Raw genomic sequence first — 24,892 nt, forward strand, 5'->3', positions numbered from 1 at the left:
CACCACCCCAGCCCCATCCGCCTCCGTGATGATGATGGTGATGGTGATCATAGTGATTGTGTCCTCCATGGTGATGATGTCCACCGTTATGATTGTGCCCACCATGATTGTGTCCTCCATGATGATTTCGATAATACAATCCATTATTTTCTATATAATTCATGTTTCTCCGCTCCTTTTCGATTTTTTCATTTTCATATGCGTTAAGAGTGGGATAAAAAATGGGATAGTACACTGTATGTAGGACAAATGCGGAAAGTATAGGTGAAATGTCTATATTTTGTAAAAAAAGCAAAACACCTTATAATAAAGATGTCATATTACATCTTCTATTTAAGAAGTCTATATTGAAAAAAGATTAGGGGAATTATATAGAAATGAAGAAGCCTATCGTTCAATTACTATTAATATTTACAATTGTATCTATCGTTCTGTTCCTATTAAATACATCGTATATCTCGTTATATACATTTGTCGGTGCTCTATGGTCCATCACAATCGTAGGAATTTCATTCGTTATTTTTATAGAAAATAGATCTCCACAAAGTACGTTAGCATGGTTTTTAGTATTAGCACTTCTTCCTATTATAGGTGTGCTATTATACGCTATTTTCGGGCGCAGCCGCTGGAGAAGAAAAAAACATCTCCATCGTTCAGAAGAACAAAGAAAATTATTCCGTGAAATATTAGAAGGAAGAAGACTAGAGTTATTACTCACAGTCCCACTAAATGAACGTTCCATACATTTAACAGAAGTCATACAAAAATTTGGAGGTGGTCCTGCCGCAGATAAAACAACTACAAAACTTTTAACAAACGGAGATCAAACATTTTCAGAAATTTTGCGAGCTATAGAGCAGGCAAAGCATCATATACATATTCAATACTACATTTATAAATCTGATGAAATTGGTACAAAAGTTCGAGATGCTTTAATACAAAAAGCAAAAGATGGTGTTATTGTACGCTTCCTTTATGATGGCCTTGGAAGTAATACGTTACGACGACGATTTTTGCAACCTATGAAAGAAGCTGGGATTGAAATTGTAGAATTTGACCCTATTTTTTCAGCTTGGTTACTTGAAACTGTCAATTATCGTAACCATCGAAAAATTGTTATTGTAGATGGAAAAATTGGTTTTACCGGAGGACTCAATGTCGGTGATGAATATCTTGGCCGTTCCAAGAAATTTCCTGTTTGGCGTGATAGTCATTTAAAAATAGAAGGAAAAGCATTATATAAATTACAAGCAATCTTTCTAGAAGACTGGCTCTATGCCTCTAGTGGTTTAAATACTTATTCCTGGGATCAATTCATGAATAGACAATACTTCCCAGGTAAAGAGATTTCAAATGCAGAAGGTGCTGTTCAAATCGTAGCAAGCGGACCAAGCTCCGATGATAAAAGTATTCGTAATACATTATTAGCTGTTATGGGCTCTGCAAAAAAATCCATTTGGATCGCTACACCCTACTTTATTCCAGATCAAGAAACTTTAACATTATTACGCTTAAGTGCAATTGCCGGAATAGATGTACGGATTTTATATCCAGGTAAAAGTGATAGCATCATTAGTGATCAAGCATCTCAATCCTATTTCACTCCGCTTTTAAAAGCTGGTGCTTCTATTTACAGTTATAAAGATGGTTTTATGCATGCAAAAATTGTACTCGTTGATGATACAATTGCAACTATTGGAACAGCGAACATGGATGTACGTAGCTTTGAATTGAATTACGAAATTATTAGCGTGCTTTATGAATCAAAAACAGTTCACGACATTAAACGTGATTTTGAAGAAGATTTTAAACATTCAACTGAAATTAAATGGAACTCTTTCCAAAAAAGAAGTATAAAAAAACGCATATTGGAGTCTTTCATGAGGCTCATTTCTCCTTTACTGTAGGCAATCAACTTCATCTTGATTGCTTTTTCTTTTCCCTTTATCCTCCTTCCTTTTCTTTGCATACCATATTAAAACAAGTTATCATAAGATGTATTACTTTATGAAAATAATGTTAGGTGGGAAATACATGTTAGAACAATTTCATATACATGCTGATTTAAAACAACAGCTTTCTACGATTCATGAAAAGAATAAACAAGAAGCTGGTGAAAATGCACATTTAATCGGAACGAAAATATATAAAGCGTCTGATAATAGCATTATTGAAGATGCGATTACAGCACTTCTTCTTGGCAAGAACATTCTATTAAAAGGACCGACTGGTAGTGGTAAAACAGTACTAGCGGAAACTCTTTCTTCTTTATTCCAAAAACCAATGCATAGCATTAACTGCTCTGTCGACTTAGATGTAGAGGGTATTTTAGGATACAACACACTACAAACGAAAGATGGTGCATCTGAAGTTTCATTCGTTAACGGTCCTCTTATGAAAGCAATGAAGAACGGTCACTTCCTATATATTGACGAAATCAATATGGCAAAACCTGAAACGTTACCACTTCTTCACGGCGCATTAGATTACCGTAAAATGATTACAAACCCATTTACACAAGAGGTTGTATACGGTGATGACGAATACCGTGTAATTGCTGCGATTAACGAAGGTTACGTTGGAACAAGTGAACTAAATGAAGCGTTAAAAAACCGTTTCGTTATTATTGAAGTTCCTTACATTCAAGGTGATACATTAAAAGAACTATTATTAGCAGAATCAAAATTAAATGATGTTGCAACAATTGAAAAGTTTGTTGCCTTTGCAAGCGACCTTATGCCTTTAGCTCGCGATGGACGTGTAAGTGAAGAAGCAGCAAGTATTCGTGGTATTATCGACGCATGTGATTTAGGTGTATATATTCCTGTTATGCGAGCGATTGAACGAAGCATAATTGCAAAACTTAATGATGAAACAGAACAAATGACTGTCCGTGAATTAGCAGAAAGTTATTTCTTTGAGGGATAATTTATGAGACAAATTTTTAGTGACAAAAAAATTGATGCGTCGCTGTTTCTACAAATGGAAAACTTAATGTATGCCCTTCTAAAAGAAGACGATGCCTATCTTGAATATGGCTATAAAGCATACTACGACGAAATTGAAAAGAAAGTTGTCATTAGTCACTTTTGGGATGATCGAAAAGAAGAAGATACAGTAATCGGATTAAAAAGCGAAGTGTTCTTAAAAGCACTTGGTAATAAACATTACTCGGACATGACTTTAATTCGTTCTTATGCGATTGAATTGCAAGAATCGCCCCTAAAAAAGTTTTTAACACAATTATTTGTTCTATTAGAAGATTTACGCGTTGAGGAAATCGTAAAGAACTTACGTCCTGGCACGAAGCATGTTTTTAAACGTCGAAAAGAAATGTACCGCAATTATTTCGGCTCTCAAAATGAAATAAACCGTGTTCGTAATTATCACGGTGATCGTCTATTTTGCCTATGCTATCTTTCATTAACTAGCGATAAATACGAAATGTTTAATAATGAATATTTTGAGCAAATTGAAGCGATTTTACATGAAACATTCCAAGCACGTAATACAGAAGATATTATGTATATCGTTGAGAAAATTCGCTATCGCTTAGAGGCGCTTCTTGAAAGCGATATGCTTAACAACTATTTCGGACATGCTCCACTTTACTTATCTGTCCTTGCAGACGAAAAGAACTGTCGCGTCGAAGATTTAGCAAATGATGATACGCAGCTTATAGATGACGATGAAAATAAAAACAAAATGGATGAAAGTTTCTCCACATGGCATCGTGAAAATAAAAATAACGAAAACGAGAACTTTTTACGCTTTGAATTAGAAAGCGGAACAAAAACTAATATGATGGGTGATACTGCCCGTGAATCAGAAGATGGCGACCAAGCACTTGGTTCTGTACAAGGTACTTCACAAAAAAGTACACAATCCAACTTTGATGGCGCTGATACAGAAGAAGCAAGGGCTTCACACGCTTCTAGCCAGCACGACGGTGCATACGGTAAGTATAATGTAGGTGCTTCTCATACATTTAAAGAAGCTCGCAAACCAAACTCAGATGAGAAAAAAGATTACCAAGCTATCAAATCAGTCGTCAATAAAGATGTAAAAGAATTAAAGAAAATTATCGAAAAAACAATTGAAAATAAAACGAATGCGAATAGTGATAAATATTACGGAAGACTTCGTAAGAAATTCCTTCGTATTTATACCGAAAAACAACCGCGTATGTTTTATAAAAAAGGACAAGAGTCACAAGAACTCGATGTTGCATTCCAACTATTAGTTGACTGTTCTGGTTCTATGTATAACAAAATGGAAGAAACGAAGAAGAGTGTTGTACTATTCCATGAAGCTTTAAAGTCTTTAAAAATCCCGCACGCTATTAGCGGATTTTGGGAAGATGCCTCTAGCGCTAAACCTGAAGATAAGCCGAACGTTATCCATGAAGTTGTAAATTATAAAAACTCAACGTTGCCAAACGTTGGTCCAGAAATTATGCAACTTCGTGAAGAAGAAGATAACCGCGACGGATATATTATTCGTATCGTTTCTGAAAAACTTGCCAAAAGACCTGAGAAACATAAATTCTTACTAGTCTTCACAGACGGTGAGCCTTCTGCGCTAGACTATCAACAAGACGGAATTTTAGATACGCATGAAGCTGTTAAACTCGCGCGTAAAAGTGGTATGGAAGTAATCGGTATCTTCATCGAAGAAGGCGAAGCGAAAGAAGCAACTTATCAATTGATGAAAAACATTTATAACCATCACTTCTTAGTTGCAAATCATGCTGAAGATTTACGATTGAAGATTAAACCATTGCTGAAAAAACTATTACTGAAGACGATTGAATAGAAAATAGGAGCCTTGTGGCTCCTGTTTTTTCGTTCAATTACTTTGTTTCTGGTTGAAACTTGTATGGAATGGCTACTTCTAATAAAGATTCAAATCCTCCGTCATAGTATGGGAAACGCTCATTCGCAATTGTTCGATCTACCCACTCTATTGCAGAAATTTCACCTTCATCTTCCGCAATAAGTTCCCCTTTTACTACATTCGCTCGGAATGTAAAAAATAGTGCATGATTCCCTGATTCTTCAAAGAATTTTTCATTGATCGCAACAAGCCCCCCAGCCAAGGCGGTTAAACCTGTCTCTTCTTTCACTTCTCTTATTAGTGCTTCCTCTAATATTTCACCTTTTTCCACAGCCCCACCTGGCAATGACCAAACGTTTTGTTCTACATTATGTACCATTAATATTTTATCTGTTTCTTCGTCATGTATTAGTGCGTATACGACATCAACTCTTTGCATAAGACTTCTCTCCTCCCAAAAATAATGAAGAGCCGATTCCTAAGAATCGACTCTTCCTATTAATTCATCACTAACTCAGCTGTGAGCTTTTTTTTTAACTTAGCCAGCATGTCAGTTGTCATTTTGTCTAAATCGTATTCTACTTTAAAGCCCCACTCTTTCATTGCTGCTGTTGCGTCAATAGAGTTCGGCCAGCTATCAGCAATTGTTTGACGAGCTGGATCTACTGCATAATCCATTGTAAACGTCGGAATGTGTTTACGAATTGACGCTGCAATTTGCTCTGGCTCGAAGCTCATTGCTGTAATGTTAAATGCATTTCTATGCACTAGCTTACTTGGATCAGCTTCCATTAATGAAATGATCGCTTGTAAAGCATCAGGCATATACATCATGTCCATATATGTTCCTTCAGCAATGTATGAGGTGTATGCACCTTTTTTAATCGCCTCATAATAAATTTCAACTGCATAATCAGTCGTTCCGCCTCCTGGAGGCGCTACGTAAGAAATTAAACCTGGGAAACGGACACCGCGCGTATCTACGCCAAATTTTTGATGATAATAATCACACAGTAATTCTCCTGCCACTTTGTTTACCCCATACATCGTAGTAGGACGCTGAATTGTATCTTGCGGTGTATTATCTTTTGGCGTTGATGGACCAAATGCACCGATAGAACTTGGCGTGAAGAACTTACAGTTTAATTCACGAGCTGCTTCTAGAGCATTTACAAGTCCACCCATATTTAAATTCCATGCAAATAACGGATTTTTTTCTGCTGTTGCTGAAAGTAAAGCTGCTAAATGAATAATTGTATCTACTTCATTACGCTTTGCGATATCATGTAGTTTTTGTCCATCTGTTACATCTAACGTTTCAAATGGACCAGACGTTACTACTTCACTATCTGTTTCACGAATATCTGTTGCAATAACATTTGATGCGCCGTATACATCACGAAGTTTCATTACTAGTTCAGAACCAATTTGCCCTAAAGAACCGGTTACTAGAATTTTTTTCATTTTCCCCACTCCTCATTTGCAAGCTATTCAAAAGATGTCGTTACTTAAATGATGCCCATTTCTTTTCCTACTTTTTCATACTTAAGAATTGCTTCATCTAACATTTCTTTCGTATGAGCTGCTGTAGGCATATTACGAACGCGCCCTGTTCCTTTTGCTACAGTTGGGAACACGATAGATTTTGCGTATACACCTTCTTCATTTAGACGTTTACTAAATTCTTGTGTTAATACTTCATCCCCAATGATACAAGGTGTAATTGGCGTTTCACTTTCCCCAATGTTAAAGCCAAGTTCTTTTAATCCTTGTTTTAAGTAGCGACCATTTTCCCATAAGCGATCGTGTAACTCTGTGCTTTCCATTAAGATTTCAATTGATCTCATGCAAGCTGCTGCATCAGCTGGTGTTAATGCTGTAGAGAATAAGAATGGACGTGAACGAACTTTTAACCAGTCAATTAAATTTTGTTTCCCTGCTACATATCCACCAATTACCCCAATTGCTTTTGATAATGTACCAATTTGGAAATCAACTTTATCAGAAAGACCGAAGTGCTTTACAGTTCCTGCACCTTTTCCAAGTACACCTGAACCGTGTGCATCATCTACGTATGTCATTAAATCTAACTCTTCTGCAATCTCAACAATTTCTGGTAGTTTTGCAACATCTCCATCCATTGAAAAGACACCGTCTGTAATTACCATTAATTTATTGTAAAGACCTGATTCTTTCGCCGCAATTGCTTTTTGGCGTAAATCTTCCATATCCGAATGTTTATAAACAATAATTTTTGCTTTTGATAGACGACTACCATCAATAATAGAAGCATGGTTTAATTCGTCTGAAAGAATTGCATCATTTTTATCCATAACAGCTGAAATCGCTGCCATATTACAGTTAAATCCTGATTGATAAGCAATTGCTGCTTCTGTATGTTTAAACTTTGCAATTGTTTCTTCTAACTTAATATGCAAATCTAAAGTACCGTTAATTGTACGAACAGCCCCTGCTCCAACACCGTACTTATGAATAGCACCAATTGCTGCTTCTTGCAAACGGCTATCTGTTGCTAATCCAAGATAGTTGTTTGAAGATAAGTTAATATATTCTTTTCCGCCAATTGTAATGATTGGTCCATTTGAACTCTCAAGCGGATCAATTACGTTATAAAGCCCCTTTGATTTTAAATCCTCTAAATTTTCTTCTAAAAATTTCGCAAGTGTTTTACTAGACATCGTGAAGCCTCCCATCGTTCATGTAAGCGGATTATTGTCTTAATAGTTCTAATAATCCCTCTACTAGCTTAACACGTTTTCAGAATTTATTATAGAAAAATAGTTTAAAGTAACCGCTTACAATTCTAGATTATATATGATTCATTACAATAAATCTATCATTTACTTTTCATATTTGATAGAATTAAAAAATATTTCGGGAGGTTTCAAACATGGCATTTACAGAATCTGATGTATACAATAACACAGCATTTTTCGAACAATATATGAAACGAAGATACCGAGAAAATAGCCCAAATGAATCCATTGAAAAACCAGTATTCTTTCAGCTCATTGGTCATGTACAAGGAAAACAAATTCTCGATTTAGGCTGTGGTGATGCTAAGTTTGGCGCGGAATTATTAGAGAAGGGATGCTACTCTTACACCGGCATTGAAGGCTCCGAACTTATGTATGAAAAAGCTAAAAAACAACTAGAAAATAAAAATGGATCTGTTCATTTTTTAAACCTCAAAGATTATACCTACCCCTCTTCCACTTTTGATTTAGTAACATCTAGACTCGCCTTACATTATATTGAACATCTTGATACTATTTTTCAAAATGTATTTCAAACTTTAAAAACAAATGGCACCTTTACCTTTAGCGTTCAACATCCCGTTATTACTTCTTCATTTGAAAGCTTACAAACAAGTGGTAAAAGAACGAGTTGGCTCGTCGATGATTACTTTAAACTAGGCAAACGGGTTGAACCATGGATTGACCAAGAAGTTATTAAATATCATCGTACAACGGAAGAGTATTTCACATTATTACAGCAAGCCGGATTTACCATTACATTATTAAAAGAAGCTACACCAAATCCAACCTATTTTCAAGATGAAGAAGAGTATAAACGTCGCTTACGTATTCCTCTCTTCCTCTTATTTTCTTGTACCAAATAAAAAAAACGATGAATCACTCATCGTTTTTTTATCTCATTGCCTGAGCAACTTCTTTAACTACACGTCTTCCTCTTCCGTGAGGGATACAAAGCGGTGTTCCAAACAACGGATCCGTACTAATTTGACACTCCATTCGGAATACATCACGTACTAGTTTCTCATCTACCACTTCTTCAGGTTTACCTTGTGCATATATTTGTTTATCTTGAATTGCTACAATGTTATCTGCATAGCGGCATGCTAAATTCAGATCATGTAATACCATAACAATTGTTCTTTGTTCTATTTCATTTAATTCGAATAATAAATCTAGCACTTCAATTTGGTGAGTCATATCTAAATATGTAGTAGGCTCATCCAGTAAAATAATATCTGTATCTTGTGCAAGCGTCATTGCGATCCAAGCACGTTGACGTTGTCCACCTGAAAGGGCATGCACATCACGCTCAGCAAATTCTGTCATACCTGTTGCTGCAAGTGCCTTCTGTACCATTTCCTCGTCTTTTTCTGACCATTGCTTCAGCCATGTTTGATATGGATAACGCCCTTGCTTTACAAGTTGTAATACTGTAAGTCCTTCTGGTGCTTGTGGCCCTTGCGGTAAAATCGCCATTTGACGAGCAATTTGCTTCGTTTGCATACTTTGAATTGCTTGATTATCTAACAAAATATCACCATTTGTTGGCTTTAATAATCTGGCTAGTGAACGTAATAAAGTTGATTTCCCGCAACCGTTAGAACCAATAAAAATTGTAATTTCTCCTTTTGGAATTTCTAAGTTCAGCTCATCAATAATAATTGTTTCACCATAAGACAACGTCAAGCGTTTCGTCTCCAATGCTTTTTGCATATTCATCTCCCTTTATGAATTCCGACTTTTATAAAGTAAATAAATGAAATAAGGTGCACCAATTGCTGATGTAAATACCCCTGCTGGAATTTCAAGTGGTGTGAAAATTGTACGCCCTATTAAATCTGCAGCAAGTACTAGAATTGCACCGACAATAGCTGCAACTGGGAGCAATGCACCGTATAAAGAACCAACTAATCTTCGTGAAATATGTGGTGCCATTAAACCGACAAATCCAATCCCTCCAGCAAAAGCTACCGCACCACCAATTAAAGCTGTACTAAGTAATAACATAAATACACGCGACTTTGTTAAAGGAACCCCAAGTCCTACCGCTATATCATCCCCTAGCTCTTGTGCATTTAAATGCCTAGCTGCGATAAATGATATTACTGTTAAAATGAGAACCCAAGGTGCAAGTACCATAACATTTTGCCAAGAAGAGCCATAAACGGTACCCGTAATCCATACATTCGCTTGGCTCGCTTGATAAATTGGTGCTAACAACATAAATAATGTTGTTGCCGCCTTCGTTAATGCCCAAAATCCAACACCAATTAAAACGAGAATAATTGGTGATAATCCATCATTTTTCCATGCAAATAAGTATACAAAAACCGCTACAATCGTTGCTCCTGCAAAAGCTGCTAACGGCATATAATGAATGCTTACAGTTAGCGCATTATTTTTATCACTAAATAGCGCTAAAAATAATACAACTGCGACACTTGCCCCGCCCGTAATCCCGATGATATCAGGAGAAGCAAGTGGATTTCGAACGAGCCCTTGTAAAATACAGCCCGCTACTGCAAGCGCAATTCCTACGAGGATAGCAATTAAAATACGTGGCATACGAAACTTATTTACAACCATATTTGACATCGCATCGCCATTTCCAGTAATTGCTTGCCATACGTCATAAGGAGCAATTTTCATGTCCCCCATACCTGCACTCGCAAAGAATAATCCTATTAAAACAACTAGTAAACTTAACAAGACGAGACAAGCTCGTTTATACATTAAAAACGAGAGCTCACCTTTTCCTATACGAAACGGAATATATTTCTTCATTTGCTAAGCCCTCTCTTACGTGCAATATAAATAAAGAATGGAGCTCCAATAAATGCTGTCATAACTCCTACTGGTACTTCTTGTGGCATAATGACATATCTTGCTGCTATATCAGCCAATATTAGTAGTATTGCACCTAACAATCCGCTATAAGGCACTCTCCATCTGTGGTCAACTCCAACAAGAAATCTCGCAAAATGCGGAGTAATAATTCCAATAAATCCAATTGGGCCAGCAACCGCAACTGAACCACCAGACAACAGTACAATAATAAGTAACACGAATGATTTCATTAAAATTGTTCGTTGTCCAAGTCCTTTCGCGACGTCTTCTCCCATCATCAATGTATTTACTTTCCCTGCCATCATAAGAGATGCAATCCATCCTATTAATAAATATGGGAATACAGATTGTAAAATTTCTAACTTTCTCCCTTGCACAGATCCAGCAAGCCAAAATAATACCTCTTCAAGTGCTTTTTCATTTAACACAAGTAATCCTTGTGTTAATGATGAAAATAATGCACTAATTGCGACCCCTGCTAACGTTAACTTAAGAGGAGTAGTCCCTTCTTTTCCTAAAGAACTAGAAGCAAATACAAGTACAGCTGCAACCGCCGCTCCTAAAAAGGCAATCCATGTGAAAGCTGATAATGATGTTACTGAAAAGATTACAATTGCTACAACTATAAAGAACGCAGCACCTGAATTTAATCCAATAAAATCTGGAGAAGCAAGTGGATTCTTAGTTAAAGTTTGCATAAGACAACCAGCAATGGCTAAACTAGCACCAACACTAGCTGCAATTAACGCCCTAGGCAGACGTACATTTTGAATAATAATATGTTCATTGGAACCGTTAAAATGGAAAAAAGCATCCAATGCTAGTTTCCAACTCGTATTTGTATATCCGAAAATAATACTTCCCCAAATACAAATAACGACTGCAATGATTCCAACAAATAATCCAATCCATTTTGCTCGATTTGTTTTTAATAACATGCAGCGTTTCCCCTTCAATGTATAATGATACGTTGTTAGTGTATTTCAACTTAATTCTCATTGTCAACGGAAATGAGAATTATTTTCACCCATATGTATTGACAATCAAAAGATAAAGGCTTAATATCATGCTTGCTATTGAAAAATATTCTCAACATATAGGGGGTACATAATGAATTTCATGCGGAAGAAATCGTTTACAGTATTTGTATTTTTACTAGCATTTTCAATGCTTTTAAGCGCTTGTGGAAAATCAAATAACAAAGAAGAATCTACAAAAGAAGATAATAAAAAAGAAGTGGTTACTGTAGAACATGCAATGGGTAAAACAGAAGTTCCTGCTAATCCAAAACGTGTAGTTATCTTAACAAATGAAGGAACTGAAGCTTTACTTGAATTAGGTGTGAAACCAGTTGGTGCTGTAAAGTCTTGGACTGGTGACCCATGGTATCCACATATTAAGGATAAAATGAAAGATGTAAAAGTTGTTGGTGATGAAGGACAAGTTAACGTTGAAACAATCGCTTCTTTAAAACCAGACTTAATTATCGGTAACAAAATGCGCCACGAAAAAGTGTACGAACAATTAAAAGCAATTGCACCTACTGTGTTCTCAGAAACATTACGTGGTGAATGGAAAGATAACTTCAAATTTTATGCAAAAGCATTAAATAAAGAAAAAGAAGGTCAAAAAGTTGTAGCTGATTACGAATCACGTATGAAAGATTTAAAAGGCAAACTTGGCGATAAAGTAAATCAAGAAATCTCTATGGTTCGTTTCATGCCTGGTGATGTTCGTATTTATCATGGCGATACATTCTCTGGTGTTATTTTAAAAGAACTTGGATTTAAACGTCCTGGAGATCAAAACAAAGATGATTTTGCAGAGCGTAACGTATCTAAAGAGCGTATTTCTGCTATGGATGGTGACGTATTATTCTACTTCACATTCGATAAAGGAAATGAGAAAAAAGGATCTGAACTAGAAAAAGAATATATAAACGATCCTCTATTTAAAAATTTAAATGCAGTAAAAAATGGTAAAGCATACAAAGTGGATGACGTTATTTGGAATACAGCTGGCGGTGTAATTGCTGCTAACCTATTACTAGATGACATCGAAAAACGCTTTGTTAAATAATATTTCCTTAACCAGCTCCCTTCTGTGGAGCTGGTTATTTTTCAATTCACTTAAATGTCACATTATTTCGTTTTGTATTTTTATTCCCAATATGTTATATTGAGAAAGTAAATAGAATATATTTTCTTTATATCAGAATAAATATTTTAATCTAAATTTTCTGATTAATCACTATTTTATTTTCTTTTAGAATTCAATTATTACATTTGAAAACGCTTATCATCTCGTTTTCAGGGCAAAATACAGTAACGGTTGAAGAAAAATAGAACTTTTTTAGAAATTTTCTTTCTATTTCCATATAATTCTATTGACTTCTAAATATTTTGTAAATTAAAATGATTACATAAATATCCGTTATACAGGATTAGGGGGAAACAAAAATGGATGCAGCTTTAAAATTAGACAAAGCTGGAGAGCAACAATCACCAAAAAAACATCCACCAGGGTTGTACTTGTTGTTCTTAACAGAAATGTGGGAAAGATTTAGTTATTATGGAATGCGTGGCCTTTTAGTTCTTTATTTAACAACTGCTGCGGTTAGTGGCGGGTTAGGATTTGATAAGGCATTTGCAGTGCAATTATACGGTTATTTTACAGCAGCAGTATATTTCATGCCAATTCTTGGCGGATGGCTAACTGATCATTACATTACAAGACGTCATGCCATTACTCTCGGCGGAATTATTATGGCAATCGGTAACTTTGTACTATTCTCAATGAACACAAAAACAGGACTTTTCCTTGGATTAATATTATTAGTTATTGGTAATGGATTCTTTAAACCAAATATTTCTACACTGTTAGGTGAATTGTATGATGAAAATGATTCACGTCGTGACAGTGCATTTACTATCTTCTATATGGGTATTAACGTAGGTGCTTTCTTTGCTCCACTTATTTGTGGATTTTTAGCAGAAGACTTCTTTAAAACAAGCGTTGATGGCGTTATGGTTATGGGATATAAATACGGATTCTTAGCAGCTTGTATCGGTATGATTGTTGGGCAAATTGTTTTCAACTTATTAGCTCCTCGCTACCTTGGTAAAGCTGGAACAACAGTTGTCGGTAAAAAATCAAAAAATCAACCTACAATTGAAAAGAAACCTTTAACAAAACAAGAAAAAAATCGCACTTGGGCAATTGTAATTTTAACTTGTTTCGTAGTATTCTTCTGGGCAGGCTTTGAACAAGCTGGTAGTTCTTTAACACTTTATACAGATAAATTTGTTGATCGTACAATTTTCGGATGGGAAGTGCCAACATCTTGGTTCCAATCCGTTAATCCAGCGTTCATCGTACTCCTTGCACCATTCGTATCTATGCTATGGTTAAAACTTTCTAAATCAAAGCGTGGCGATTTAAAAATACCAACAAAAATGGCATTTGGTATGATTTTACTAGGTATAGGTTACCTGGTTTTAACATTAGCGGTTCTAAAAACCGGAAGTAGTGAAGCTGATATAACTGTTAAAGCAAACTTATTATTCATCGTTATCACTTATATGTTCCATACAATTGGAGAACTATTCTTATCACCAATCGGATTATCTATGGTAAGTGCAATTGCACCTGTTAAATTAGCATCATTATTAATGGGTGTATGGTTAGCTGGTTCAGGTATGGCTAACTGGTTAGCTGGTAAACTTGCTTCCTTTACACAATCATTAGGATACCTTGAAGTATTTGCAAGTATCGGGATTATCGTTATCGTCTTAGGATTTGTACTTCTTCTATGCTCTAAAAAAGTTGCAAGTATGATGGAATAACAAAAAGACGCTTCTAAAATTAGAAGCGTCTTTTTTATTATTTCTCCTCTAAAGCTGTCACGTCCACATGAACGCTCTCACCAGGATTAGATACATCATACACTTGAGCACTCCCCTTCTGCTCATCACAGCTCTCAATCCATACTGGTACGCCCTCATATGTAACGTCAATTCTACTTGAAGAAGATAAGATTTGTTTCACACGTTTCACATCCATACTACTATCCCTCCTTTTGCTTACTACACTCCTTTTTATTTTTTCTTTTCCTTTTAGAATATATTCCGTAAGGCAGCATGTTGATTGATAGTCATTTCTTCCTAACATGCTAATATTTACTCTCTCGCTACCTTTCTGACAAATAAAAAAAGACGTATATTCTACACGTCTTTTTCCATAATATTCAAATTTTAAGAAAATAATGTTTTTACTACCGCACTTACTTTATCATTATGGATTTGATAATACACTTCTAATCCTCGTCTTTCAAAGCGTACTACTTTATTTTGCTTTAACTTCGTTAAATGTTGTGAAACAGTTGATTGTGGAATTTCTAATACTTCCTGTAGCTGTGTTACATTACATGTTCCTCTTTGCATAAGTTCCATTACTAGACGTAGGCGAAGTGGGTGAGCTAACGCTCTTAACATTTGTACATCTTCTTCTGAAATACGACATTCGAATTGATTTTGGCTCATAAAGTTCCCCTCATTTTCGTTTTTATTTGCGTTTTTATGTTCTTTTTATTTATTTATATATCTGTTCTTATATTTCCTGTTACGACATAACTTTATCAACCTATAAAGCCGAAAAATTTTTCCATCTTCATCAGCAAAAATTCAGGAAAAAATCCTTGCTGATTTTGAATATTATACTATATGATATAACGAAAAAGCAAAATAATGGCCTACGAATACTTTGCTTGCAAACGTTGTTTTATCAGGCTTTTTGTTATATTTTCACCTCATTGAAATGCACAGTAACGGTATTGTAAAATACCGTCTATAATTGATAACCTATCGTAATGTAGTTGAACTATAATTAACCTCTTTGTTACGCTAAAAGGAATTTTCAGTAAAAAGAGATGATGTGATATTAAAAATTTGTTTCTTATTTTTTATTCGTATTGCAAGCGGTTGGATTGTTGTGCAAAACTTCCTATTAAATCCACTCACCGTTCCCCCCACTAGATCAAACAGGACAGATAATTGCATATATCAAACTTTATACTTAATATAAAAGACTTCATCTAATATACGCCTATAAGGAACATGCCATCTGAATAAGCAAAATAATATGCACATAGTTTATACAGCACACTTAAATTCATTTGAGTGTGTTTTTTGTCTACTTTATGAACAAAGCTTTTCTTTTAACACTATTATGGAATAATTATACTTTTTTACGTTGACAATAGTGTTGAAGGAGAATATACTAAGCATGTAAGTTGATTGTGAATAGTTTCACAAATAATGTGAATTTCTTCACATATAATAGATAGGAGTTGTCATTATTATGAGTACTTGGACACAAATTTATGACCCATTAAACAATATTTGGTTATCTGCACTAATCGCAGCACTTCCAATCTTTTGTTTCATCATTTGTTTAATGGGATTCAAAATGAAAAGTTACATGGCTGGTCTTTATAGTGTGATTGTCGCTATTATCCTTGCAATATTTGTTTATAAAATGCCAGCAACAGTAGCTGTAGCATCTGCCGGATTCGGTGTTTTATCTGGATTTTATCCAATTTGTACTATCGTTATCGCCGCAATTTTCCTTTACAAATTAACTGTTAAAACAGAGCAATTCAATATTATTCGCGATAGTATTTCAAGCATTACAAATGATCAACGTTTACAAGTATTATTAATCGCTTATTCTTTCGGTGCTTTCTTAGAAGGCGCAGCTGGTCTAGGAGTTCCAGTTGCTATTACAGCTGCACTACTTGTAGGTATGGGCTTTAATCCATTAAAAGCAGCAGGTATTTGTTTAGTAGCTAATATTGCTGGTGGTGCTATGGGTGCTATGGGTATTCCAGTTACAGTACCAGCACAATTAACTCAACTTGACGCATTAACTATTGGTCGTCAAACTGTTCTTATTTTACCTTTCATTAGTGTTATCTTACCTTTCTTACTTGTTTCAATGGTCGATGGAATTAAAGGTATTAAAGAAACTTGGCAAGGTATTCTTGTAAGTGGTGTTTCTTTCGCTATTACTCAATTCGCTGTAACTTACTTCTTAGGCGCAGAACTTACTAATATTTTCGCAGCCGTTGTAAGTATGATCTCTCTTGCATTATTCTTACGTGTTTGGCAACCAAAATCTTCTACTAAAGAAGAAAAACAAGAAACTAAAGTATCACACACATTCAATCAAATTTTATATGCTTGGTCTCCATTCGTATTCTTAACTGCATTTGTAACAATCTTTAACTTAAAACCGATTAAAGCTTTATTTGCTCCAGATGGTGCGTTAGCAAACTTAGTATTTAACATTCAGTTCCCTGGTCTTCATAATGCTGTTATGAAAACTACACCAATTACAAAAGCTGATACACCTTTCGCAGCTGTTTTCAAATTTGATGTATTCTCTTCTACAACTACTGCGATTGTACTAGCAATTATCGTTTCACTTATCGTTTACCGCGTAAAAGGTAAAATGGTTAAAGAATTAATGATTGAAACAATGAAAGAATTAAAAGCTCCAGTATATACAATTTGTAGCGTTATCGCATTAGCTTACGTAGAGAACTACTCTGGTATGTCATCTACACTTGGACTTGCATTCTCTTCTACTGGTAATGCATTCCCAATTCTTTCTCCAATCTTAGGATGGATTGGCGTATTCATTACAGGTTCAGTAGTTTCAAGTGGTTCTTTATTCGCACCACTTCAAGCAGTAACAGCAGACCAGTTAAACATCGTTCCTTCTACACTCGTTGCCTTAAACGTAGTAGGTGGTACAATGGCAAAAATGGTTTCACCACAATCTGTAGCAGTTGCTTGTGCCGCAGTTGGACTAGTTGGTAAAGAATCTGCTCTATTTAAAACAGCAATGAAATACAGTTTAATCTTCTTAGCTGTTATTAGCTTACTTCAATTAAACGCTGTATTTAATATCTTTTAAAAATAAAACACCGATCCAAGTGGATCGGTGTTTTTCACATTACATTTTTTTATTTTTTAATAAAGAAGCCCCAGCAATTTCAGGGTGAGTCATTTCGAATGGATCTAAAATAATATCCAATTCCTCTTCTGTCAGTACACCATGTTCTAAACATAACTCCCTAACAGATTTCCCTGTTTCAATTGCTTCACGTGCAATACGAGATGCTACTTCATAACCAATATGAGGATTAACTGCTGTAATAATTCCAACACTTTTCTCAACATATTGCTTCAGCAATTCTTCATTTGCCGTAATTCCTTCAATACAATATTCACGGAATACACGGAATCCATTATTCATAATACTAATAGATTGAATTAAATTAAATACAAGCACAGGCTCCATTACGTTTAACTCTAATTGTCCTGCTTCTGATGCTAAGCAAATTGTATGATCGTTTCCGATTACTTGGAATGCGACTTGGTTAATCACTTCTGCCATAACTGGATTTACTTTTCCTGGCATAATCGATGAACCTGGCTGACGTGCTGGCAATTGAATTTCAGCTAACCCAACACGTGGACCAGACGCCATAATACGAAGATCGTTTGCAATTTTAGACATGTTCATCATACATACTTTAAGTGCTGCAGATACCTCTGTGTATGCATCTGTATTTTGCGTTGCATCAACTAAATGCTCTGCACCAACAAGTGGGAATCCACTAAACGTTCTTAAATGTTTTACCACTTGTTCAATATACGTAGGATTTGCATTTAATCCTGTACCAACAGCTGTCGCGCCCATATTCACTTCATATAAATGTTGACGAGACTGTTTAATTCTTTTTATATCACGCGCAAGCACTCGGCTATACGCTTCAAATTCTTGTCCAAGGCGAATTGGAACTGCATCTTGTAAATGTGTGCGTCCCATTTTAATAACATGATCAAACTCTTTTGCTTTTTTACGAAAAGCAGAATGAAGTTCTTCCATTGTAATAAGAAGCTTTTCTAACATCATAAGAGTTGCAATATGAATCCCTGTTGGAAACGCATCGTTCGTTGATTGGGCCATGTTCACATGAGTGTTTGGGCTAATTTTCGCATACGCCCCTTTTTCATATCCCATACGTTCTAACGCTCTATTCGCAATTACTTCATTTGTATTCATATTAATAGAAGTTCCGGCTCCACCTTGAATAGGATCCACGATAAATTGATCATGAAACTTTCCATCAACAATTTCTTGCGCTGCTTCTGCAATTTCATGCCCAATGTCTTTAGCTAAGTAACCAGTATCTATATTCGCAAGCGCCGCCGCTTTTTTCACAATTGCCATTGCTGTAATGAGTGATGGATGAATGCGATATCCTGTAATTGGGAAGTTTTCTACGGCACGTAATGTTTGTACACCATAATAAGCTGCACTTGGTACTTCTTTTTCACCTAAAAAATCTTTTTCTATACGTATATCCTTCGTTGCTATCATTTTTATCACCTATACTTTTTCATTCTAAATCCTTATCCAAAAAATCCGCCCTCTAAAAACACGAGTATCATTCAGAAGAATTTTTCAGTATCCACCTTCACTATATAGCACCTTTTTTGAAAGCGCAAACATTTATTTTTCTGTATATCCTTTTTATTAAAGTTTATAGAAAATCATTCTTCTACTTTCCTTATTTCCACTCGTTTAATTTGATGCATATCCTTTTCAAGGACTTTAAAATAAAAACCGTGTTTCTCAATAATATCTCCTTCAGCAACGATTTGTTTTTGTACCATAATCCAGCCACCAATTGTATCTACATCATCAGCAATTAAATGTATGCCAAGCAAATCATTTACTTCACTAATAAGCACTTTTCCCTCTACGATTTTATAACCTTCACTTACATGCTCTATAGGAGGATTCTCATCTTCATCGTATTCATCTCGAATTTCTCCAACAATTTCTTCTAAAATATCTTCTAGTGTAACAATCCCAGCTGTACCACCATATTCATCATACAATACAGCTAATGGAATGTGTTTTCTTTGCATTTGTAATAGTAAATCATGAATTGGAATATTTTCTAGCACTTCAATAACCGGCCTTGTATATGGCATAATCGAGCACTCCTCATCCCGATTACCATCCATATAACGAATAAATAAATCTTTTACATTAACCATCCCAATAATTTCATCTTTATCTTCACCAAATACAGGATATCTCGTGTACTTTTCTTGCGCGATTACTTTAATATGTGTTTCAAATGGTTCGTCCTCATATAAGCCTACAACTTCCGTACGAGGTACCATAATTTCTTTTGCTACTCTATTATCAAATTCAAAAATATTATTTACATATTTAAATTCCCTTTGGTTAATCTCTCCGCTCTCATAGCTCTCAGATAAGATTAACCTTAATTCTTCTTCTGAATGAGCTACTTCATGTTCAGAAGCTGGATGTAATCCGAATAAACCAGTTACAACCCTCGCTGAACCATTCAAAGCCCAAATAAACGGATACATAACTCGGTAAAAGTAAATAAGTGGTTTCGATAACAATAAGCTAACTTGTTCTGCTTTTTGTATAGCAAATGTCTTTGGAGCAAGTTCCCCAATGACAACATGTAAAAATGTAATTACTGCAAAGGCAATAATAAATGAAACTGTACTGGAAATTGCAGGTGAGAATTTTAATTTTAAAAACAACGGCTCGAGTAAATGTTTAATGGTTGGTTCCCCTAACCACCCAAGCCCTAAAGCAGTAATTGTAATACCTAGCTGACAGGCCGATAAATATTCATCTAAATTTGAAGTTACCTTTTTAGCTGCCAGTGCACCTCGTCTTTTTTCGCTAACGAGTTGATCAATACGACTGCTACGTACCTTAATAATTGCAAATTCAACAGCCACAAAAAATGCTGTTAACCCAATAAGAATGACTACCATCAATAATTTTAAAATATCCACATATGCTCTTTAGCTTTCTTAGCTAAAGTTACACCTCCTTTTAAAAAGAAGTTTCACTTTAGTTTCTTCAATTATCGGAAAGCAACTCTATATAAAATCCACCAATTTTCAAACCTCATACAATTCTAAAGGTAAACCATCAGGATCTTGGAAAAAGACGAATTTCTTCCCCGTTATTTCATCAATACGGATTGGTTCCGTCTCAACACCACATTGGTTTAAATGCTTCACAGCTTCTTCTATATTTGTAACAGCAAATGCTAAATGTCTAAGACCGGCTGCTTCTGGAAAACTTTTACGCTCAGGCGGATTCGGAAATGAAAATAATTCGATTTGATACTCTTCTCCTACACATAAATCTAATTTATAAGAATCTCGTTCCTTTCTATATACTTCATTTATCTCTTTAAACCCTAATATCCTAGTATAAAAATCCTTTGACGTCTCATAATTCGAACAAATAATTGCAACGTGATGCAATCTACATATATTCATGCTCTCTCTATTCCTTTCTTTACCAAAGATGCATATTCTCCCTTGAAATGAAAAACATATATAGCAGAATATCTCTTTTAGGGGGCTTACCATGAAATTCATTACTTTTTTCGTCGGACTAATTGTTGTTTTCTTGCTCGCTTATATTGCTAGCAATAATAAGAAGCATATTAAATTTAAACCAATTTTTATCATGCTTATTATACAGTTAATTTTAACCTATTTACTATTAAATACAGAAATCGGCCTCATACTTATTAGAATCATTTCCAGTTTGTTTACCAAGCTACTCGAGTATGCTGCTGATGGAATAAATTTCGTATTTGGTGGTCTTGCAAATAAAGGTGAAATGCCATTTTTCCTTACTGTATTATTACCAATCGTCTTTATTTCTGTTTTAATTGGTATATTACAACATTTCAAAATACTACCATTTTTTATTCGTTGGATCGGGTACTTTCTTAGTAAAATAAATGGTCTTGGTAAATTAGAATCTTACAACGCTATTGCCTCTGCCATTGTCGGCCAATCAGAAGTTTTTATTACAGTGAAAAAACAATTAGCTCAAATTCCAAAACACCGTCTTTATACACTTTGTGCCTCTGCTATGTCAACCGTATCTATGTCTATCGTAGGTGCCTATATGACAATGATTGAACCTAAATATGTAGTAACTGCACTCGTTCTCAATTTATTTAGTGGTTTTATTATCGTACTCATCATTAACCCTTACGACGTTAAAGATGACGAAGATATTTTAGAAATCAAAGGTGAAAAACAAAGCTTTTTTGAAATGCTTGGAGAATACATTCTTGATGGTTTTCGTGTAGCCATTGTTGTCGGCGCTATGCTCATCGGATTCGTCGCATTAATTAGTTGTATTAATGACCTGTTCCTCATTATATTCGGTATTACGTTCCAACAATTAATCGGCTATGTATTTGCACCTATCGCATTCCTTATCGGTGTACCCAGTTCTGAAATTGTCGCGGCTGGCAGCATTATGGCAACGAAGCTTGTAACGAATGAATTTGTCGCAATGATGGACCTTAGTAAAATTTCTAATAGCCTTTCTCCCCGTACAGTTGGTATTATTTCTGTTTTCCTTGTATCTTTTGCCAATTTTTCTTCCATTGGTATTATTTCAGGTGCGGTAAAAGGACTAAACGAAGAACAAGGAAACGTTGTTGCGAGGTTTGGCCTTAAATTACTATATGGAGCTACTCTCGTTAGTATTTTATCTGCAATTATCGTAAGCATTATGTTGTAATTAGGTAAAATTTTATCATTTTCTTATCCCTATCTTTTGTATACAATAACGAATAGGTGTCTTATAAATAATCAAGACATCTATTTTTTATACATGTACAATCGCTTTTATTTAGCGTAAAATATTTTTTATGTGTTTGAATACACTTCTAAATGTATACACTTTGATAGTTTTAAAGGAGAAAAAATGATGAAATCCGACACGAACAACAATACGCGAGCCAAAAAAGGACGCTCAAAGAAAAAACGCCTACTTTGGTTCCTTCTTATTCCATTACTAATTGTAGCACTTGGAGCAGGAGGCTACTCCTTCCATATATACAGTAAAGCAAAGTCCGTCTTAAATAATGCTTATGCTGAACTAGGTCGAGGAGATAAGTCCAGTAAACGTGAAAAAGCTGTTAAACCTATGACCGACAATATTTCCGTACTAATTATGGGTGTTGATGAAAGTGATATTAGGGAAAAAGGTTATGGAAAAGCAACTCGAACAGATGCGTTATTACTTGCAACAATTAATAAAAACGATAAATCCGTTAAACTTGTAAGCATTCCACGTGACTCACGCGTCTACATTAAATCACGTGATAAATACGATAAAATCACACATGCGCACGTATTCGGTGGTGTAGACAGCACAATTGATACGGTAGAGAACTTTTTAGATGTTCCAGTTGACTACTATGTAAAATTCAATTTTAAATCCTTTATTAAAATTGTTGATTCTCTTGGTGGTATTACTGTAGACGTTCCAGTTGAGTTCACAGAGCAAAATAGTAAAGATGAAGCAGATGCCATTCATCTAAAAAAAGGACGTCAACATTTAAATGGAGAAGAGGCACTGGCACTAGCTAGAACTCGTCATATCGATAGTGATTATATGCGTGGTCAACGTCAACAGCTTGTATTAGAGGCCATTGCTGAAAAGGCACTATCTCTTAATTCCATTAATAAAATCGGTGGCCTACTAGACGCTGTCGATAAAGATTTAAAAACTAATTTAACTTTTGATGATATGATGACAATTACAAAAAATTCAATGGATTCAAATTTAAAAATGGAAAAAATGCAAGTAGAGGGTACAGATAAATATATAGGTGGTATTTATTATTACGTTCCAAATGAAAAAAGCGTCGATACTATTTCAACTACCCTTCAAAAACATCTCGGTGTTACGAATAAAAATGAACATAAAAAATTATAATAAAAAGGCTGCTAGATCTTTCTAGACAGCCTTTTTATTATATTTTTCAACATATTTTTCATACACATTGTGACAAGAAGTGACAATTATTACAGCGGTGTAACATTTTTTATGAAAACATTACACACACAGTGAAAATAATAGTATACTAGTACGTACATAATGTTATTTTCATCATTTTTATACAAAAAATGTAATACATATATTTATACATAAATTTCTGGGGGGAAATAAATGAAGCTAAGTAAAATACTGATTGGTTCTGCAATTGCTGGGGGCATATTACTTTGTGTAGGCGGTGTTGGGGGATATCAATATGTATCCAAATTAAATAATCAATTAGATACTACTGCATTACCAAATACTACATTTGAAGGTATTTCTCTCGACGGAAAAAATAAGAAGGATATTCAAGCAATTATTAATCAAAAGGTAACTGAGTTAGATCAAAAATCCCTTACCTACATATTCCAAAACGATAAACAAACTTACACATGGAAAGATTTAGGGATAAATTATAAAGAGAAAGATATTATTGACAAAATCTTCAAAGAACAAGAAGGAAACGTAATGAATCGTTATAAAATGCGTAAGCAAGCTGAAAACGGTGAATTAAAACGTGACTATAAATTAACACCACAATTAAATGCAACAGCTTATGAAACCTTTATAAAAGATAAATATAATGAAACATTAAAAAATCCTGTTAACGCAGAATTAAGTATTGAAGGCTCAACAGTAAATATTAGTCAAAGCCAAAACGGAGAAAAAATTGATAAAGGGAAACTAAGCGGTTTAACAAATGAAGCTATTACTACTGGTAAATCAGATGTTACATTACCAGTTACATTCATAAAACCAGAACGTTCTACAGAAGACATACAGAAAATGGGTATTAAAGAAGTCATTGCTGAATATTCTACTCCAATGGCTGGCCGTAACGGAAATCAATCATTTAACGTAAATAAGTCAGCTAATACTTTAAGTGGGGTTATTGTCGCACCTGATGAAACATTTAGTTTTAACGGTCGCGTTGGCGTAACTGATGCTGCACATGGTTATAAATCTGCAGCAGTATATTCACAAGGTAAAGTAATACAAAGTGCAGGCGGAGGAGTTTGCCAAGTCAGTAGTACATTATACAGTGCAGCTTTAAGGGCAGATTTAGGCATTGTTTCTCGAAGCAATCATTCTATGCCAGTAAATTATTTACCACTTGGGCAAGATGCAGCAGTAGCAGATTATGGTCCAGATTTAAAATTTAAAAATAATACAGGCAATCATATTTATATTCAAGCATTTTCAAATGGAGGTAGTATTACTACACGCATTTTCGGTACAAATACTGGTAAAAATGTTGAAGTTTCTTCTCAAGTAATTAGTAGAACTAGTGATAAAATCACCGCGGTTACGTATAAAAAAGTAACACAAAACGGGGAAGTAATATCAAATGGACAAATTTCAAAAAGCGTATATAAAAGCGCTCCAAAAGAATAGATAATATCAACCGAATAGCATAAAGAAAAAGGCGTGATTAA

General features: G+C 34.9%; 21 protein-coding genes and 1 pseudogene. 10 read left to right on the forward strand and 12 right to left on the reverse strand.

Annotated elements, in window-relative coordinates; translation table 11 throughout:
• A pseudogene (locus tag GBN91_RS24045) lies at positions 1-163 on the reverse strand (cobalt transporter); the annotation flags it as partial.
• A gap of 214 nt (positions 164-377) precedes the next feature.
• On the opposite strand from GBN91_RS24045, the gene GBN91_RS24050 reads away from it, so the two are divergent.
• The 3 genes from GBN91_RS24050 to GBN91_RS24060 all read left to right on the forward strand — a co-directional run bounded on the left by GBN91_RS24050 (position 378) and on the right by GBN91_RS24060 (position 4,815).
• Positions 378-1,907 carry a cardiolipin synthase gene (locus GBN91_RS24050; RefSeq protein ID WP_000743031.1) on the forward strand — a complete coding sequence of 510 codons (1,530 nt, stop codon included), beginning with the start codon at positions 378-380 and terminating at the stop codon, positions 1,905-1,907.
• A 127-nt stretch (positions 1,908-2,034) separates the two neighbouring features.
• On the forward strand, positions 2,035-2,928 hold the full coding sequence (locus tag GBN91_RS24055; RefSeq protein ID WP_000892973.1) for an ATP-binding protein: 894 nt from the start codon (positions 2,035-2,037) through the stop codon (positions 2,926-2,928).
• 3 nt (positions 2,929-2,931) lie between these two features.
• Positions 2,932-4,815 carry a vWA domain-containing protein gene (locus GBN91_RS24060; RefSeq protein ID WP_001248851.1) on the forward strand — a complete coding sequence of 628 codons (1,884 nt, stop codon included), beginning with the start codon at positions 2,932-2,934 and terminating at the stop codon, positions 4,813-4,815.
• A gap of 37 nt (positions 4,816-4,852) precedes the next feature.
• Here the strand turns inward: GBN91_RS24060 and GBN91_RS24065 are convergent, their stop codons facing one another.
• From GBN91_RS24065 to GBN91_RS24075, 3 genes are read right to left on the reverse strand one after another with little or no spacing between them, the layout of a single operon-like run.
• A complete protein-coding gene (locus tag GBN91_RS24065) occupies positions 4,853-5,275 on the reverse strand; it encodes an NUDIX hydrolase (protein WP_001189940.1) in 423 nt (140 codons plus the stop codon).
• A gap of 59 nt (positions 5,276-5,334) precedes the next feature.
• A complete protein-coding gene (locus GBN91_RS24070) occupies positions 5,335-6,300 on the reverse strand; it encodes an L-threonine 3-dehydrogenase (protein WP_152122543.1) in 966 nt (321 codons plus the stop codon).
• 44 nt (positions 6,301-6,344) lie between these two features.
• Positions 6,345-7,535 (reverse strand): glycine C-acetyltransferase, encoded by a 1,191-nt coding sequence (locus GBN91_RS24075; RefSeq protein ID WP_000095905.1) that lies wholly within the window; start codon positions 7,533-7,535, stop codon positions 6,345-6,347.
• 212 nt (positions 7,536-7,747) lie between these two features.
• On the opposite strand from GBN91_RS24075, the gene GBN91_RS24080 reads away from it, so the two are divergent.
• The gene (locus GBN91_RS24080; protein WP_152122545.1) at positions 7,748-8,479 is read left to right on the forward strand and encodes a class I SAM-dependent DNA methyltransferase; all 732 of its coding nucleotides are present in this window, start codon (positions 7,748-7,750) and stop codon (positions 8,477-8,479) included.
• A gap of 28 nt (positions 8,480-8,507) precedes the next feature.
• On the opposite strand, the gene GBN91_RS24085 is transcribed toward GBN91_RS24080, so the two are convergent.
• Genes GBN91_RS24085 through GBN91_RS24095 form a run of 3 tightly spaced genes read right to left on the reverse strand, consistent with a single transcriptional unit; the run spans position 8,508 to position 11,401 of the window.
• Positions 8,508-9,329: an ABC transporter ATP-binding protein gene (locus GBN91_RS24085; protein WP_033695236.1), complete on the reverse strand. Its 822-nt coding sequence runs from the start codon at positions 9,327-9,329 to the stop codon at positions 8,508-8,510.
• Between the two features lie 12 nt (positions 9,330-9,341).
• A complete protein-coding gene (locus GBN91_RS24090) occupies positions 9,342-10,400 on the reverse strand; it encodes a FecCD family ABC transporter permease (protein ID WP_000760056.1) in 1,059 nt (352 codons plus the stop codon).
• A complete protein-coding gene (locus GBN91_RS24095; RefSeq protein WP_000925232.1) occupies positions 10,397-11,401 on the reverse strand; it encodes a FecCD family ABC transporter permease in 1,005 nt (334 codons plus the stop codon). Before GBN91_RS24095 ends, GBN91_RS24090 begins: the two co-directional genes overlap by 4 nt.
• A 172-nt stretch (positions 11,402-11,573) precedes the next feature.
• Here GBN91_RS24095 and GBN91_RS24100 point away from each other — a divergent pair, with 172 nt between their 5' ends.
• Together GBN91_RS24100 and GBN91_RS24105 are read left to right on the forward strand one after the other, a co-directional pair.
• Positions 11,574-12,542: an ABC transporter substrate-binding protein gene (locus GBN91_RS24100; protein WP_001010276.1), complete on the forward strand. Its 969-nt coding sequence runs from the start codon at positions 11,574-11,576 to the stop codon at positions 12,540-12,542.
• 380 nt (positions 12,543-12,922) lie between these two features.
• Positions 12,923-14,308: a peptide MFS transporter gene (locus tag GBN91_RS24105; protein WP_000338327.1), complete on the forward strand. Its 1,386-nt coding sequence runs from the start codon at positions 12,923-12,925 to the stop codon at positions 14,306-14,308.
• Positions 14,309-14,345: 37 nt separating this feature from the next.
• Here GBN91_RS24105 and GBN91_RS24110 read toward each other — a convergent pair whose 3' ends face one another.
• Both GBN91_RS24110 and GBN91_RS24115 read right to left on the reverse strand, forming a co-directional pair.
• Positions 14,346-14,525: an acid-soluble spore protein H gene (locus tag GBN91_RS24110; protein ID WP_000382679.1), complete on the reverse strand. Its 180-nt coding sequence runs from the start codon at positions 14,523-14,525 to the stop codon at positions 14,346-14,348.
• Between the two features lie 191 nt (positions 14,526-14,716).
• Positions 14,717-15,004: an ArsR/SmtB family transcription factor gene (locus tag GBN91_RS24115; RefSeq protein WP_000081428.1), complete on the reverse strand. Its 288-nt coding sequence runs from the start codon at positions 15,002-15,004 to the stop codon at positions 14,717-14,719.
• A gap of 817 nt (positions 15,005-15,821) precedes the next feature.
• On the opposite strand from GBN91_RS24115, the gene GBN91_RS24120 reads away from it, so the two are divergent.
• The gene (locus GBN91_RS24120; protein WP_000109103.1) at positions 15,822-17,441 is read left to right on the forward strand and encodes an L-lactate permease; all 1,620 of its coding nucleotides are present in this window, start codon (positions 15,822-15,824) and stop codon (positions 17,439-17,441) included.
• Between the two features lie 39 nt (positions 17,442-17,480).
• On the opposite strand, the gene aspA is transcribed toward GBN91_RS24120, so the two are convergent.
• The 3 genes from aspA to gloA2 all read right to left on the reverse strand — a co-directional run bounded on the left by aspA (position 17,481) and on the right by gloA2 (position 20,881).
• On the reverse strand, positions 17,481-18,914 hold the full coding sequence (gene aspA, locus GBN91_RS24125; protein WP_000562131.1) for an aspartate ammonia-lyase: 1,434 nt from the start codon (positions 18,912-18,914) through the stop codon (positions 17,481-17,483).
• Positions 18,915-19,087: 173 nt separating this feature from the next.
• Positions 19,088-20,386 carry a hemolysin family protein gene (locus GBN91_RS24130; RefSeq protein WP_000353314.1) on the reverse strand — a complete coding sequence of 433 codons (1,299 nt, stop codon included), beginning with the start codon at positions 20,384-20,386 and terminating at the stop codon, positions 19,088-19,090.
• A 108-nt stretch (positions 20,387-20,494) separates the two neighbouring features.
• A complete protein-coding gene (gene gloA2, locus GBN91_RS24135) occupies positions 20,495-20,881 on the reverse strand; it encodes an SMU1112c/YaeR family gloxylase I-like metalloprotein (protein WP_152122547.1) in 387 nt (128 codons plus the stop codon).
• Positions 20,882-20,972: 91 nt separating this feature from the next.
• Between gloA2 and GBN91_RS24140 the strand changes: the two genes are divergently transcribed.
• From GBN91_RS24140 to GBN91_RS24150, 3 genes are all read left to right on the forward strand, one after another.
• Positions 20,973-22,151, forward strand: a complete 1,179-nt coding sequence (locus tag GBN91_RS24140; protein WP_006925013.1) for a NupC/NupG family nucleoside CNT transporter — start codon at positions 20,973-20,975, stop codon at positions 22,149-22,151.
• Positions 22,152-22,337: 186 nt separating this feature from the next.
• Entirely contained in the window at positions 22,338-23,354 is a 1,017-nt protein-coding gene (locus tag GBN91_RS24145) for an LCP family protein (RefSeq protein ID WP_002163841.1), read from the forward strand.
• A gap of 234 nt (positions 23,355-23,588) precedes the next feature.
• The gene (locus GBN91_RS24150) at positions 23,589-24,851 is read left to right on the forward strand and encodes a VanW family protein (RefSeq protein ID WP_000777355.1); all 1,263 of its coding nucleotides are present in this window, start codon (positions 23,589-23,591) and stop codon (positions 24,849-24,851) included.
• Positions 24,852-24,892 lie beyond the last annotated feature (41 nt).

It is taken from the genome of Bacillus sp. B1-WWTP-T-0.5-Post-4, assembly GCF_009183795.1.
GTDB classification, from domain to species: Bacteria; Bacillota; Bacilli; order Bacillales; family Bacillaceae_G; genus Bacillus_A; species Bacillus_A cereus.

What these genes read in the sequence shown, in the direction of transcription:
- GBN91_RS24050 (WP_000743031.1), top strand. Translation starts at nt 378, where the DNA reads ATGAAGAAGCCTATCGTTCAATTACTATTAATATTTACAATTGTATCT.
- GBN91_RS24055 (WP_000892973.1), top strand. Translation starts at nt 2,035, where the DNA reads ATGTTAGAACAATTTCATATACATGCTGATTTAAAACAACAGCTTTCT.
- GBN91_RS24060 (WP_001248851.1), top strand. Translation starts at nt 2,932, where the DNA reads ATGAGACAAATTTTTAGTGACAAAAAAATTGATGCGTCGCTGTTTCTA.
- GBN91_RS24065 (WP_001189940.1), bottom strand. Translation starts at nt 5,275, where the DNA reads ATGCAAAGAGTTGATGTCGTATACGCACTAATACATGACGAAGAAACA.
- GBN91_RS24070 (WP_152122543.1), bottom strand. Translation starts at nt 6,300, where the DNA reads ATGAAAAAAATTCTAGTAACCGGTTCTTTAGGGCAAATTGGTTCTGAA.
- GBN91_RS24075 (WP_000095905.1), bottom strand. Translation starts at nt 7,535, where the DNA reads ATGTCTAGTAAAACACTTGCGAAATTTTTAGAAGAAAATTTAGAGGAT.
- GBN91_RS24080 (WP_152122545.1), top strand. Translation starts at nt 7,748, where the DNA reads ATGGCATTTACAGAATCTGATGTATACAATAACACAGCATTTTTCGAA.
- GBN91_RS24085 (WP_033695236.1), bottom strand. Translation starts at nt 9,329, where the DNA reads ATGCAAAAAGCATTGGAGACGAAACGCTTGACGTTGTCTTATGGTGAA.
- GBN91_RS24090 (WP_000760056.1), bottom strand. Translation starts at nt 10,400, where the DNA reads ATGAAGAAATATATTCCGTTTCGTATAGGAAAAGGTGAGCTCTCGTTT.
- GBN91_RS24095 (WP_000925232.1), bottom strand. Translation starts at nt 11,401, where the DNA reads ATGTTATTAAAAACAAATCGAGCAAAATGGATTGGATTATTTGTTGGA.
- GBN91_RS24100 (WP_001010276.1), top strand. Translation starts at nt 11,574, where the DNA reads ATGAATTTCATGCGGAAGAAATCGTTTACAGTATTTGTATTTTTACTA.
- GBN91_RS24105 (WP_000338327.1), top strand. Translation starts at nt 12,923, where the DNA reads ATGGATGCAGCTTTAAAATTAGACAAAGCTGGAGAGCAACAATCACCA.
- GBN91_RS24110 (WP_000382679.1), bottom strand. Translation starts at nt 14,525, where the DNA reads ATGGATGTGAAACGTGTGAAACAAATCTTATCTTCTTCAAGTAGAATT.
- GBN91_RS24115 (WP_000081428.1), bottom strand. Translation starts at nt 15,004, where the DNA reads ATGAGCCAAAATCAATTCGAATGTCGTATTTCAGAAGAAGATGTACAA.
- GBN91_RS24120 (WP_000109103.1), top strand. Translation starts at nt 15,822, where the DNA reads ATGAGTACTTGGACACAAATTTATGACCCATTAAACAATATTTGGTTA.
- aspA (WP_000562131.1), bottom strand. Translation starts at nt 18,914, where the DNA reads ATGATAGCAACGAAGGATATACGTATAGAAAAAGATTTTTTAGGTGAA.
- gloA2 (WP_152122547.1), bottom strand. Translation starts at nt 20,881, where the DNA reads ATGAATATATGTAGATTGCATCACGTTGCAATTATTTGTTCGAATTAT.
- GBN91_RS24140 (WP_006925013.1), top strand. Translation starts at nt 20,973, where the DNA reads ATGAAATTCATTACTTTTTTCGTCGGACTAATTGTTGTTTTCTTGCTC.
- GBN91_RS24145 (WP_002163841.1), top strand. Translation starts at nt 22,338, where the DNA reads ATGATGAAATCCGACACGAACAACAATACGCGAGCCAAAAAAGGACGC.
- GBN91_RS24150 (WP_000777355.1), top strand. Translation starts at nt 23,589, where the DNA reads ATGAAGCTAAGTAAAATACTGATTGGTTCTGCAATTGCTGGGGGCATA.